At 59.8% G+C, this 13,239-nt stretch carries 12 protein-coding genes; 8 read left to right on the top strand and 4 right to left on the bottom strand.

Features of this window, described 5'->3' with window-relative positions; genetic code table 11:
* The 5 genes from MPRO_RS18030 to xylB form a co-directional block, all read left to right on the top strand.
* On the top strand, positions 1-466 hold a 466-nt coding region (locus MPRO_RS18030; RefSeq protein WP_158651862.1), incomplete at its 5' end, for a TOBE domain-containing protein.
* Positions 467-594: 128 nt separating this feature from the next.
* Positions 595-2,070, top strand: coding sequence for a mannitol dehydrogenase family protein (locus MPRO_RS18025; RefSeq protein WP_067296167.1), 1,476 nt, complete (start codon positions 595-597; stop codon positions 2,068-2,070).
* A gap of 2 nt (positions 2,071-2,072) precedes the next feature.
* The gene (locus MPRO_RS18020) at positions 2,073-2,753 is read left to right on the top strand and encodes an HAD family hydrolase (protein WP_067296164.1); all 681 of its coding nucleotides are present in this window, start codon (positions 2,073-2,075) and stop codon (positions 2,751-2,753) included.
* A gap of 43 nt (positions 2,754-2,796) precedes the next feature.
* A complete protein-coding gene (gene tal / locus MPRO_RS18015) occupies positions 2,797-3,789 on the top strand; it encodes a transaldolase (RefSeq protein ID WP_067296161.1) in 993 nt (330 codons plus the stop codon).
* Between the two features lie 95 nt (positions 3,790-3,884).
* Positions 3,885-5,378, top strand: coding sequence for a xylulokinase (gene xylB / locus MPRO_RS18010; RefSeq protein ID WP_067296158.1), 1,494 nt, complete (start codon positions 3,885-3,887; stop codon positions 5,376-5,378).
* Between the two features lie 51 nt (positions 5,379-5,429).
* Here xylB and MPRO_RS18005 read toward each other — a convergent pair whose 3' ends face one another.
* The 3 genes from MPRO_RS18005 to MPRO_RS17995 form a co-directional block, all read right to left on the bottom strand.
* On the bottom strand, positions 5,430-5,900 hold the full coding sequence (locus MPRO_RS18005; RefSeq protein ID WP_067296155.1) for a Crp/Fnr family transcriptional regulator: 471 nt from the start codon (positions 5,898-5,900) through the stop codon (positions 5,430-5,432).
* Positions 5,901-5,958: 58 nt separating this feature from the next.
* Entirely contained in the window at positions 5,959-6,774 is an 816-nt protein-coding gene (locus MPRO_RS18000) for an MBL fold metallo-hydrolase (RefSeq protein ID WP_067296152.1), read from the bottom strand.
* 112 nt (positions 6,775-6,886) lie between these two features.
* A complete protein-coding gene (locus MPRO_RS17995; RefSeq protein WP_067296149.1) occupies positions 6,887-7,495 on the bottom strand; it encodes a TetR/AcrR family transcriptional regulator in 609 nt (202 codons plus the stop codon).
* A 108-nt stretch (positions 7,496-7,603) separates the two neighbouring features.
* On the opposite strand from MPRO_RS17995, the gene MPRO_RS17990 reads away from it, so the two are divergent.
* Positions 7,604-8,782: an efflux RND transporter periplasmic adaptor subunit gene (locus tag MPRO_RS17990; protein ID WP_067296147.1), complete on the top strand. Its 1,179-nt coding sequence runs from the start codon at positions 7,604-7,606 to the stop codon at positions 8,780-8,782.
* Positions 8,779-11,898, top strand: a complete 3,120-nt coding sequence (locus MPRO_RS17985; RefSeq protein WP_067296145.1) for an efflux RND transporter permease subunit — start codon at positions 8,779-8,781, stop codon at positions 11,896-11,898. The genes MPRO_RS17990 and MPRO_RS17985 overlap by 4 nt, the downstream gene beginning before the upstream one ends.
* 13 nt (positions 11,899-11,911) lie before the next feature.
* On the opposite strand, the gene MPRO_RS17980 is transcribed toward MPRO_RS17985, so the two are convergent.
* Positions 11,912-12,571 carry a YoaK family protein gene (locus MPRO_RS17980; RefSeq protein ID WP_067296144.1) on the bottom strand — a complete coding sequence of 220 codons (660 nt, stop codon included), beginning with the start codon at positions 12,569-12,571 and terminating at the stop codon, positions 11,912-11,914.
* Between the two features lie 195 nt (positions 12,572-12,766).
* On the opposite strand from MPRO_RS17980, the gene MPRO_RS17975 reads away from it, so the two are divergent.
* Positions 12,767-13,228, top strand: a complete 462-nt coding sequence (locus MPRO_RS17975) for a methyltransferase family protein (protein WP_067296142.1) — start codon at positions 12,767-12,769, stop codon at positions 13,226-13,228.
* Positions 13,229-13,239 lie beyond the last annotated feature (11 nt).

The following is a 13,239-nucleotide window of genomic DNA, read 5'->3' as shown; positions in this document are numbered from 1 at the left end:
CGGCTCGCCGCTGGAACTCTACCACCACCCGGTGAACCAGTTCGTGGCAGGCTTTATCGGCACGCCGAAAATGGCCTTCCTCAAAGGCAAAGTCAGCGCGGTCAGCAGCAGCGACGTGACAGTAGCCCTGGAATGCGGCCCGGAATATCAGCTGCCGCACCAGAGCACCAACCTCAAGGTCGGTGATGACATCACCATGGGCATCCGCCCCGAGCATATCGAAGTGGTCGCCAGCGATGCCAGCCCGTTCAAGGTCCGCCTGGACGTAACCGAGCACCTGGGTGCCGATACCTACTGCTACATCAAGCTGGGCAATGGCGAAATGATGACCGTGCGTGCGCCGGGAGATTTCAGCGCAGACTACGGCCAGAATGCAGCCCTGATCCCGGACCTGACCCAGGCACACCTGTTCGATGCCGATGGCAAGACCATCCCGCGCCCGCGCACCCAGGCCAAGGTTGCCTGAGCAGAGGCACAGCGAAAAATCCGTCCGGGCGCTGGGAGTGATTCCTGCCGCCCGCACAAGCCGAATTATGCTTAGCCGAGCTCTGCTGGCCTGAACAGGGCCACCCTTGGCCCGAGGTTACTACGACCATGAAACTGAATGCTGAAAATCTCCCATCGTTGCCGGCCCGGGTACTGCGGCCTGGCTATGACCGCAGCCTTGTGCGCCAGGGGATAGTGCACATAGGCGTGGGCGGCTTTCACCGTGCCCACGAGGCGGTATACACAGAAATGCTGCTAAACCAGGGGCAGGCAAATGACTGGGGAATCTGCGGCGTGGGCCTGCGCGCAGAAGACAGAGCCATGCAGACGGCGTTGGCGTCCCAGGATTATCTTTATACCCTGGTCGAGCTCGGGGATGGTGCCGATACCGCGGTGCAGGTCATCGGTGCCATTGGCGACTTTATGTTGGCCGATGATGGCTGCGATGCCCTGATTGCAAAGCTGGCGTCCCCCGACACCCGTATCGTCTCCCTGACCATTACCGAGGGCGGCTACTGCACCGATGACAGCACCGGCCAGTTCAATGCCAACTTGCCACAAATTCAGCACGACCTTGAACATCCCCAGGCGCCAAAGACCGTGTTTGGTTTTCTGGCCGAGGCGCTGATACGTCGCCGCGATGCCGGTATCGCACCTTTTACCCTGATGTCCTGCGACAACCTGCCCCATAACGGCGATGTTGCCCGCAAGGCGCTGCTGGGCTTCTGTACCCTGCGCGACAGCGCGCTGCATGATTGGGTGGCCGCCAATGTCAGCTTCCCCAATGCCATGGTGGATCGCATTACCCCCATGACCAGTGCCAGCCACCGCGCTCAGTTGCAGGCGAATACCGGTATTGAGGACAGCTGGCCGGTGGTGGCAGAACCTTTTCTGCAATGGGTGCTGGAAGACAAGTTCTGCAATGGTCGCCCCGAGTGGGAGCGGGTCGGTGTTCAGTTTACCGATGATGTAACGCCCTACGAGGAAATGAAGATTGGCCTGTTGAATGGCGCTCACCTGGCCATGGCGTATCTGGGGGCGTTGCTGGGGCATGAGTTTGCCCACGAAACCATGCAGGATACTCAACTGCGTGACTATGTACGCCGCTATATGGATCAGGATGTAACGCCGCTGCTGGCCGAAGTGCCGGGCATTGATCTGAACGACTACAAGGACACCCTGATAGAGCGCTTCTCCAATACGGCCATCTGCGATCAGGTCAGCCGGCTCTGTTCCGACGGCTCGTCCAAGTTTCCCAAGTTTGTTTTGCCGACCCTGCTGGGGCAGATCGAACAGGGCAGGGCGCTGGATCGAACTGCGCTGATCATCGCCGCCTGGTGCCATTACCTGGGCGGTGTGGATGAAAAGGGCAAGCGTTATCCTATTCCTGATCCGCGCGCGGCCTGGCTGGCCGAGGCCATCAGTGATACGGATAAACTCACCGACAACTTTCTTGCACTGGAAGACGTGTTCGGCCAGAAAATCCCGCAATCAACGGCCTTTAAAGAGGCCTTCCAGCGCCAGCTGGAACGGCTGCAAACTCTGGGTGTACGTGCCACCCTCGCAAAAGTGATGGCGGACTGAGCATGCAACAGCAACCCCTGGCTTGCGCGATCTTTGATATGGATGGCTTGCTGATCGACTCAGAGCCACTCTGGCTAGATACCCAGCAGACCCAGCTGCGCGAGCTCTATGATCTGGTGGTACCCGATGCTGAGCTACGGGCGTTTCAGGGCACCAGCACGGTGGAATTTTGCAGCCTTATGGCAGAGCGCCACCGTGCCCGGGGCGTCGATGCAGACAGGCTGCTGGCAGCGATGCTGCAACAGATGCAGAGCGCCATTGTTCGCGCGCCTCTGATGCCGGGGGCGCTGGCGCTGCTGCAGCGCCTGGCACAGCTGGATATTCCCATGGCCATTGCCTCTTCATCGCCGCTGGCGTTTATCGAGGCGGTGGTACAGACCCATAGGCTGCCCGTAACGGTGTTTGCCTCCGGGCTTGAGGTGGCGCGCTCAAAGCCCCACCCGGCGGTGTTCGAACTGGCTGCGACACGCCTCGGTGCCCAGGCGCTTGGGCACTGCCGCGTATGGGAGGACTCGGTCAATGGCGTTATTGCCGGCCGTGCCGCCGGCATGCGAGTGATCGCCGTGCCGGATCAGGCCCATCCGCAGCCGCAGCAGTTCGCCATTGCCCACCACATTCATGCATCGCTGCACGACAGTCTCGACGCCGATGGTCGCGTGCCTGTGCTGCACGACACACCTTAGCGAACAGTTTCCTAGCGATTTAACCCAATTCATGAGGGCCCCGATGGCCAATTTGCTGCAACAACTCAAACAACAGAGCACAGTGGTAGCCGATACCGGTGACCTGGACGCCATCCGTCGTTTTTCCCCCCAGGATGCCACTACTAACCCCTCGCTGATTCTGCAGGCCGTACAGTCCGGCAACTATGATGCGCAGGTGCAGACCATTTTGCACCAGGTGCGTGATCATGCCGGCAGTCTGGATGCGGCGGTGGACGAAGCCTGTGACCGCCTGGTAGTGGCGCTGGGGGCCATGATCTTGGCCCAGGTGCCGGGGCGGGTCTCTACCGAAGTGAATGCACGGCTGTCGTTCGATACGCAGGCGAGCCTTGCCAAGGCGCGCCGGCTGGTTGAGCTGTATGGCGATGTCGGCATCCCGCGTGAGCGCATCCTGATCAAGCTGGCGTCCACCTGGGAGGGTATCCGTGCCGCCGAAGTGTTGGAGAAAGAGGGCATTCAGTGCAACCTAACCCTGATTTTCAGCTTTGCCCAGGCCCGCGCCTGTGCCGAAGCTGGCGTCTATCTGATTTCGCCCTTTGTTGGCCGCATCCTCGACTGGTACCGCAAGGACGATCCGGCTCGCACCTATGCCCCGGCGGACGAGCCCGGTGTGCAGTCGGTACAGCGCATCTATCGTTACTTCCGCGCGCTTGAATACCCCACCGTGGTGATGGGGGCAAGCTTTCGCAACAGCGGTGAGATTCTGGCGTTGGCAGGCTGCGATCGGCTGACCATCAGCCCCAAACTGCTGGATGAACTGGCCAGCACTGAGGGTGATCTGGACGTGGTGCTGGCCGACAGTGGCGCGCGCGCCGAGCGTCCGGCACTGCTCACAGAAGCAAATTTTCGCTGGGACATGAATGAAGATGCCATGGCCACCGAAAAGCTGGCCGAGGGCATTCGCGGTTTCGAGGCCGACCAGCGCAAGTTAGAGCTCCTGCTGCGTGATCAGCTGGCGGCCATTCATACCTCCGGCAGCGCGGGACAGCAGGCATGAATGTGGCGGCTACAGAGCTGAATTGCCGCACACTCGCTGATGATCTGCTGCTTCTGGTCCATAACGGCAAAACAGCAGCAAAAGGGGCATAGGCCATGTATCTGGGCATTGATTGCGGTACCCAGGGCACCAAGGTGGTGATTCTTGATGCCGAGCAGGGGCATATTCGCGGCGAGGGCTATGCGCCCCACGCCCTGATCAGCGATGCCAATGGCCGGCGTGAACAGGCGCCGCAGTGGTGGATTGATGCTTTTGAGCAGGCCTACCGCCAGGCGCTGGGCCAGGCCGGGATCGACAGTCAGGCGATTCGTGGCATAGGTGTATCCGGGCAGCAGCATGGTCTGGTCGTGCTGGACGCCAGCGGTGCCGTGATCCGCCCGGCGAAGCTCTGGTGCGATACCGAAACCGCACCGCAGAATGCCGAATTGCTGACGCTGCTCGGGGGCGACGAGGGCTCCCGGGCACGCCTTGGGTTGACGTTGGCCACCGGTTATACGCTGTCCAAGCTGCTGTGGCTCAAACAGCGCGAACCTGAGTCCTTCGGACGTATCGCCCATATTCTGCTGCCCCACGATTACATCAATTACTGGCTGACGGGCGAAGTCGCCGCCGAATACGGTGACGCTTCCGGCACCGGTTATTTTGATATCCGGACCCGGCGCTGGGTGCCCGAAGTACTGGCGCTGATCGCCCCTGATGGCCAGCTGGAACGGGCGCTGCCGCCACTGCGTGAAGCGCACCAGGCGGTGGGGTTTGTACGGTCAGAGTTGGCCGCACGACTGGGGCTGAATGCGCAGGTACGGGTCTCCAGCGGCGGCGGCGACAACATGATGGGGGCCATAGGCACCGGCAATATAAGTGCAGGCATAGTGACTCTGAGTCTTGGAACCTCTGGCACGGTGTACGCCTATAGCGAACAGGTGCCGGGGCAGGAGGGCCCGGGGTTACTGGCGCCTTTCTGTTCATCGAGCAATGGCTGGCTGCCGCTGATCTGCACTATGAATCTTACCTCGGCCGCCAATGCGGTGCGTGAGTTGTTTGACCTGAATCTGGAAGATTTTAATCGGGCGGCGGCCAAGGCACCCATCGGCTGCGAGGGTGTCATCCTGCTGCCATTTTTCAATGGCGAACGGGTGCCTGCGCTGCCGGATGCCACTGGCAGCCTGCTGGGGCTCAATATGCAAAACATGACACCGGCGAATCTCTGCCGTGGGGTACTGGAGGGCACCAGCTTTGGTCTGCGCTACGGGCTCGATCTGATGCGGGACGCCGGTATCGAGGTACGGCAGATCCGCCTGATCGGCGGTGGTGCCAAGAGTGCGCTCTGGCGGCAGATGATCGCGGATATTATGCAGGCGCCGGTGATATGTCCGCGCATTGGCGAGGCTGCAGCGCTAGGCGCAGCCATTCAGGCGATTTGGTGTGATTGTCATGCGGGCGGGTTCGATGTTTCGCTGGGATCCCTGTGCCAGCGCTATGTAGTGCTGGATTCAGACAGCGTCCTGAATCCCAACCCTGAGTCGGTGCTTGCCTATGAGGCGGCCTATGCCCGATATCGGCAGACTTTGTCTGGGCTGCACGGGCTTTAAGTATCCAGCTCTCAGCTCTCAGCTCACGGCTTAGAGTGCACGGCTTAGAGCTTACGGGGCTGCTTTGCCCTGGAGTCCGGCTTTGAATAGCAGGTCGTTTACGTCGCGCAGGCGCCGGCTCAGTTCTCGGCCCAGGTTCATGTAAATCATGGTGAACTGGGCCGGATCCTTGCCGTAGAGTTCCTGCAGGTCGGTGGCGGAGAGTTCGATGGCGCTGCAGTCCTCCAGCGCCCTTACGCTGGCACTGCGTGGGCAAAAATCAATCAGAGCCATTTCGCCAAAGCAGTCGCCCTGGCCCAGTGTGCTGATGCAGTATTCACGGCCTTGCCAGTGGCGCAGAATCTCCACCTTGCCACGCTCCAGCACGAAGAGCTCTTCGGCCTTGTCGCCCTCGCGAAAAAAGAAATCGCCGGCCGCACACTGCTCGGTGCGGGTGCGCTGTAGCAGGAACTCCAGTACGTCGTCGGTAATGCCACCGAAGATTGGCATCTGCTGTAACAGGGATAGCTGGGAGTGGGTCATGGTGCTTGTCTCTTGCCTCTATCAGGGGCTTGTTGTGCGGGTTCCCTTGGCTGATTGTTCACAACTGCAGTACCAGGCCTTCACGTGCGACAAGCGAGCCGGGTCTGCGTGTTTGCAATTCGGTGTCCAGTTTTTGCAGTTCGGCGTCGGTGCGCTCGGGGGCGTGGTGGAATACCACCAGACGGCGCGCATCGGCGGCCTCGCACAGTGCCAGACCCGCTTCCCAGGTGGAATGCCCCCAGCCTCGGTGGGCCGGATAGTCGCTGTTGTTGTAGGTTGCATCGTAGATCACGGTATCGGCGTCGCGGATCAGGCGCACAATGGCCTCGTCCTGCCCCTCGGCCGGATGCTCGGTATCAGTTACATAACAGAGCGCGCGTCCGGCGTATTCGATGCGATAGGCGGTTGCACCGCCGGGGTGGTTCAGATTGCAGGTCAGCACCCGTACCGAGGCAGACGGCGACAAAGTATCGCCTGGGCTAAAGTCCTTAAAGCGGATGCTGGCCGCCATCTGGTGCAGCGGCACCGGAAAAAATGGCGCCTGCAGATATTGCTGCAGCGCGGATTCGATACCGCCGCTGCAGTTGCCGGCCCAAATCCGCAACCGGCTGTTGGCATCGTAGGCCGGTGCAAAGAAGGGCAGCCCCAGAATATGGTCGTAGTGCAGGTGGCTCAGCAACAGGTCGGCATCAATGCTGCCTTTAAGATGCAGGCCCAAGTGCTGCAGGCCGCTGCCGGCATCAAGAATAAGCAGGCGCTCGCCCGTGCGTACCTCCACGCAGGAGGTGTTGCCGCCATAGAGCAGGGTGTCCTGCCCAGGGCAGGGTATGGAGCCCCGCACGCCCCAGAATCGCACATGGAAATCGCCAGCCATTATTGCCTCAGCCTGTTCGTCGTCTGCTATGCAGTGTAGGAGCTGTAGCGCTGATGGGTGGCTGTATTTTATAGCGGGCTAATTTTCAGGTGCGGGCAGGGGAGCCTGCCGTTCAGGCCGCATAGGCGCGCAGGAACATGCTTACGCAGTTTTCCAGATAACGCTGGTGTTCGCTGTCCGCAATGGGCTCGCCGGTATTGAGTTCGAGTTGCATCTGCAGCTCACCCTGCACCATTTTAAGGAATTGCACCGCGGCAAAGCGCGTATCGGGCACTCGCAGCCGCCCCAGGGAATCGAGTTGCGCCAGCAGCTGGCTCATCATGGAGGTTAAGCGCTTGGGGCCTGCGTCGTAAAAAAGTCTGGACAACTGGGGGTAGGTTTTCGCCTCGCTCATGCAGGTACGCAGCACCTGAATGGCCTCGCGGGATTGCAGCAGGGCGGTAAACTGGCGAGCAATATCCAGCAGCTGCAGATGCAAGTCCAGGTGTGGCTCAAATAGCTCCGGCGTCATGGCGTGGGCGGCACACTTGCAGCCCACGGCACCCACGAAGAGGTCTTCCTTGTTGCCAAAGTGGCTATAGACCGTTTGCTTGGAGACACCGGCCTGGCGCGCAATTTGATCCATACTGGTATTCGAGAATCCCCGCTCGGTGAACAGTTCCACCGCGGCATCGAGTATCTGGATGCGTTTTTCTTCACTTTTACTTCTGGCTTTGCTCATCGGGCACCATAAATCATACTGGACAGTCTAGTTTAACGAGCCTAGACTTCCGTTCATTACTAGACTAGACAGTCCAGTCTTGCAAATTCATCAGCGGGCGAATGTAACATGAATACCCGGCAAGTTGTTTCTTTTAAGGCGGTTGCACGCCTGCGATCGCAGGCCCTGCGCGGGTTGCTGCTGCTTATGGGCACAGGTCTGGTTGCGACTCTGACCGGGTGCGCGGATTCTGATGCCACCCAGGCAACGCCCGCCAATTATCATGTCGCCCGCAGTTTGGTACTACAACAGCAGCCAGGATACGCCCTGACGCGTACCTTTATTGGCAAGGTCCAGGCGCGGCAGAGCGCCAGCATTGGCTTTGAGCAAAGCGGCAAGGTGGCAAAACTGCTGGCCGATGAAGGCGAAAGTGTGATTAAGGGCGCTGTGCTGGCGCAACAGGACACTGAACTGTTGCACATTGAACGCCAGGAATTGCAGGCCCAACTGCAGCAGACGCAGGCGGATATGGCACTGGTGCAGGCCAACCTCAAACGGCTGAATTCCCTTAACAAGCGTGGTTATACCTCGGAGCAAAGTCTGGATGAACTGCAGGCGCGGCAAAAGGGTCTGCAGGCTACTCGGGCACGGGTGCTTGCTTCCCTGGCTGCGAGTCAGCTGCGGATCGACAAATCCAGCCTGCGGGCACCCTACAGTGCCCAGATAAGCCGCCGCTTGATTGATGAAGGCGAGGTGGTTGGGGCTGGTACCCCTGCCTTTACCCTGTTGCAGGGCGGCCCGGCCGAGGTGCATGTGGGTGTGCCGGTGGACATGCTGGGGCAACTGCACATAGAGCAGCAGCTGGATGTGCGTGTAGGTACACAACAACTGAGTGCGCGGCTATTGACCAAGGGCGCGGATGTGGATGCCATTACCCGTACCGTCTCGCTGCGGCTGGAGCTGCCCGGCGATGCCGCATCGGTGAATGGCGAGCTGGCCTATCTGGCGCTGGAGCAAAGCTTCCAGCAGCCTGGCTACTGGGTGCCCCTGAGCGCATTAACCGACGGTCTGCGCGGACTCTGGAATATTTACAGCCTGCAACCAAAGGACGAGACCGGACTCTATGAGTTGCAGAGTCGTGACGTACAGGTGCTGCATGCCACCGCCACCGATGCCTTTGTCACAGGTGCACTGGCCGATGGCGAACGGGTGCTGAGCACGGGCCTGCAGCGTCTGGTACCGGGTCAGATCGTCAAGCTTGCGGCGGATACTGTAGCAACGGCACCTGTGGCGGACCCTGAACCATGAGGCGTCTGTTACAGAACGGCCGATTGCTGACACTGCTGGTGGCGGTGCTGATTGTGGCGGGTATAGGTGCACTCACCACCTTGCCGCGCACCGAAGATCCGCGCATTCTCAACCGCCAGGCCGTCGTCATCACCCATTTGCCGGGCGCCAGTGCCGAGCGGATTGAGGCCCAGGTGAGTGAGAAAATTGAAAACGAACTGCGCACCCTGGCCGAAATCAAGCACCTGACCTCGACCTCGCGCCCTGGCATATCGATGGTCAAAATCGAACTGAAAGACAGCGTAACCGCCACCAGGCCCATCTGGTCCCGTACGCGGGATCTGCTGGGGGATGTGACATCTCTGCTGCCGCCAGGTGCCAGCAAGCCGGAACTGGACGATGATCGCGGTTACGCCTTCACCAGCCTGATCGCACTCAAGTGGCACGCCACAACCGAAGCTGATCTTGCCATCCTAGGGCGCTATGGCAAGGCGCTGCGCGATCGCATGCGTGGGTTGCCGGGCACTGACTTTGTGGATCTGTTTGGCGAGCAGGACGAAGAAATTCTGGTGCAGATCAATCCGCACCTGGCAAGCAACCTGCACCTGACACCTGCACAGATTGCGCAGCGTATTGAAGGCGGGGACGCCAAGGTATCCGCAGGTCAGCTCAATAATGACCATAACCAGCTGCAGGTGGAGCTCGCAGGCGCGCTGGACTCACTCGATCGCATCCGCCAGATTCCCCTGGCCAGCGACGACAACGGTTATTTGCTGCGCCTGGGAGATCTGGCCGAGGTGCGCCGCAGCCTCAAATGGCCCGAACAGGAACTGGCGATCATCGATGGCGACGCCGCTGTCGTAGTGGCGGTCCGCATGCTGCCGGATTTGCGCATCGATCGCTGGAGTACTGCACTGCGGGCGCATCTGGCGCAGTTCGAACAGCAGCTGCCGGCCAATATAGAGGCCGAAATTCTGTTTGATCAGAACCAGTATACCGAGCGTCGCCTGGGGGAATTGGTGAACAATATCCTGCTGGGTTTCAGCTTGATTGCGTTGGTGCTGCTGGTGACTCTGGGTTGGCGTTCAGCGCTGATTGTCACGCTTTCCCTGCCGCTTACGGTGCTTTTCACCCTGACGGTGATGAAATACTACGGCCTGCCAATCCATCAAATGTCCGTTACCGGGCTGGTGGTGGCGCTGGGCATCATGGTGGACAACGCCATCGTCATGGCCGACACCATCGCTCAGCGCCGGCGCCAGGGGCTCAATGCCATTGATGCGGTCGTGCGTTCCCTGCGCCACCTCTGGCTACCGCTGCTGGGCTCGACCCTCACCACTATTCTGGCCTTCATGCCCATAGTGCTGATGCCGGGGCCGGCGGGGGAGTTTGTCGGCGGTATTGCCCTTAGTGTGATCTTTGCGCTTATTGGCTCCTACCTGATTTCCCACAGCGTGGTGGCCGTGCTGGCCGGGCGCTTTCTGCGCGCAGGTGATGCCAGCCAGACGCATTGGTATCAGCAGGGCGTGCAGCTGGAGTGGCTGGCACGCCTGTTTCGACGTTCGCTGGAGATCGTGCTGCGTTTCCCCAAGATGGCTATCTTGCTGCTGTTTCTGATGCCCCTGACCGGCTTTATTAGCGCAGGCCAGCTTAAGGAGCAGTTTTTCCCGCCCTCAGACCGGGACATGTTTCAGATCGAAATGTATCTTCCGGCTCAGACCAGCATTGTTGAAACCCGCCGTGTCAGTGCCGAAGTTAGCGCGCTGCTGCAGAATACGGCAGGAGTCGATTCCGTACAGTGGTTTCTGGGTAACAGTGCGCCGGCCTTCTACTACAACATGATCGGGGGGCAGCAGGGCTCGCCGAACTTTGGTCAGGCGATGGTCAGTACCCACGATTTTCGCATCGCCAACCGTCTGATTCCACAGCTGCAGCGCGAGCTCGATGATCTGTTGCCTGAAGCACAGATTCTGGTGCGCACGCTGGAGCAGGGACCGCCGTTCAATGCGCCCATTGAGCTGCGCCTCTACGGTCCCAATCTTGATCAGTTGCAGGCCCTGGGCCAGCAGGCGCGTGAGGTGCTTTCCAGAACCCAGGATGTGATTCACAGCCGCGCGACCCTGCAACCCGGCACGCCCAAGGTGCGGGTAAGGGTCGATGAAGCAGCGGGCCAGATCAGTGGCTTTACGTTGCAGGGCATCGCTGGCGCGCTCCAGGGGACGCTCAGTGGCGTTACCGGCGGCAGCATTCTGGAAAGTACCGAGTCGGTACCGGTGCGGGTGCGGGTGGGCAATGAAGATCGCCGCGAATTGCAGGATCTGGCCAACCTGAGCCTCACCTCGCCCAGCGCAGGTGGCAATATACCGCTGTCGGCATTGGCAAGGCTGGAACTGGAGCCCAGCCGTGGTGCCATACCCCGGCGTGATGGCCAGCGCGTTAACGTCGTTGAAGGTTATCTGCGCGCAGGGATACTGGCCTCGGTGGCACTGGCGGAGTTTCGGCAGAACCTTGAAGACGCCGAGTTTCATCTGCCGGTGGGCTATCGCATGGAGTTTGGTGGTGAGTCGGCTGGGCGTAACGACGCCGTAGGTAACCTGATGGCGAGCCTGGGCGTGATCCTGACCCTGCTGATTACGGTGGTGGTGCTGTCATTCAACTCGTTCCGTATCAGCACACTGATTTTTCTGTCGGCGCTGCAATCGGCGGGGCTCGGTCTGCTCAGCGTTTACCTGTTCTCGTATCCCTTTGGCTTTACCGTGATTATCGGTCTGCTGGGCCTGATGGGACTGGCGATCAATGCGGCCATCGTTATTCTGGCCGAGCTCAAGGCCGATGCCCTGGCGGTAAGGGGAGATCCGGCCGCAATTGTGCACGCGGTGCAAAGCTGCAGTCGTCATATAGGCTCCACCACTATCACGACAGTGGGGGGATTTTTGCCGCTGATCCTGGCAGGGGGTGGTTTTTGGCCGCCGTTCGCCATTGCCATTGCCGGTGGCACTGTGCTGACGACCCTGCTGTCGTTTTACTTTGTACCGGCAGCTTTCATGCTGATGGGGCGTTACAAGGCGTTTGATGTTGCAGGCGGTGAGCCGCAGCAAAGCCCGGTGGACGGGCGCACGCTGCAAACGCTCAATTAACAGTAGAGCCTGTTCAGGCGGACTTTCTGAAGACGTAAAAGTGATATAGCAGCGCCAGTGCGAAGCAGATCAGTGCGGGTACGGCCAGGGCATAAAACTGCAGCTGGCCGTAGAGCAAGGCACCCGTAACGCCGCCGGCGACGAAGCCCGCAATAATCAAAATCAGAAGCAGCGCCTTGCGCCGGTCAAAGCGCTCGCCGCGAAGCGAGGCGCCCAGCATGATGCCCAGATCGGTGAAAATACCGGTTACGTGGGTGGTGCGGATAATGGCACCGCTGTAGGTGGTCGCCAGAGCATTCTGCATGCCGCAGGCGGCGGAGGCGAAGTAGTGCCCCAGTACCGAACCCTGGTTGAGAAAATAGATCGCGATCAGCAAGCAGGCACCTTCAATAAAGAGCAGTGAGTCATAGTGCCGGCCCAGCTTCAGGGATGGACTGGATATCAGAAAGCCCGACAGTGCCGCACCGAGCAGAAAGCTCAGCAGTATTGCCGCCAGGTGCAGGCTGGCACTGGATGCGCTCGCCAGCTGGGCCCCTAGCAGGGTGGCGGTGCCCGACAGATGCGAGATGGACTGGTGCGCAAACCCCAGCAGCCCGACGGCATTTACCGTGCCCGCGAGCAGTGCCAGCATAAAGGCGCCCAGTTCAATCCAGCGCGGCAGTTTTGAGATCATGGATCCATCCTTATGTAAGCGCTAACCGCGAGTGGTTATACATTGCCTCTTGTGTGCTGGCACAGACCGCGGCTATTTTAACAGCCCAGCTGCAACAGTGTCGCATGGGCGGATGTAGTAAACGGCCGCCCCTTGCGCTTAGCTATCGCGATAAAGTGGCATCAGTACTGGATGCCTTGGCAGAAAGGGAACAGCATGATCAATCTCGAGCTCAAAATTCCGCCCGTTGCCCTGGTGCTCATCTGTGCTGTGCTGATGTGGCTAGTCTCGGTGTTTTTGCCGCAGCATGGTCTGCCGGATACTATTGCCCGCGTGGTCGCCCTTGTTTTTGTGGCGGCCAGCACGATGATCGGTGTTTTGGGCGTAGGGGCATTTATTAAGGCAAAGACCACGGTCGATCCATTGTTGCGGCACAAGACATCCTCGCTGGTGACGTCTGGCGTTTATGGATTCAGCCGTAACCCCATGTATCTGGGAATGCTGGGACTGCTTGTTGGCTTCGGATTATTCCTCGGCAGCCTCTATTCACTGAGCCTGTGTGTTGGCTTTGTGTTGTACCTTAATCGCTTTCAGATTGAGCCTGAAGAGCGGATGCTGGCAGCACAGTTCCCGGCAGAGTTCGCCCGTTACCAAGCCGAGGTACGGCGCTGGATTTGATACGCCTTGAC

Origin of the sequence: Marinobacterium profundum (assembly GCF_001528745.1) — a bacterium.
GTDB classification, from domain to species: Bacteria; Pseudomonadota; Gammaproteobacteria; order Pseudomonadales; family Balneatricaceae; genus Marinobacterium_A; species Marinobacterium_A profundum.
This window is presented reverse-complemented; position numbering and strand designations above follow the sequence as displayed.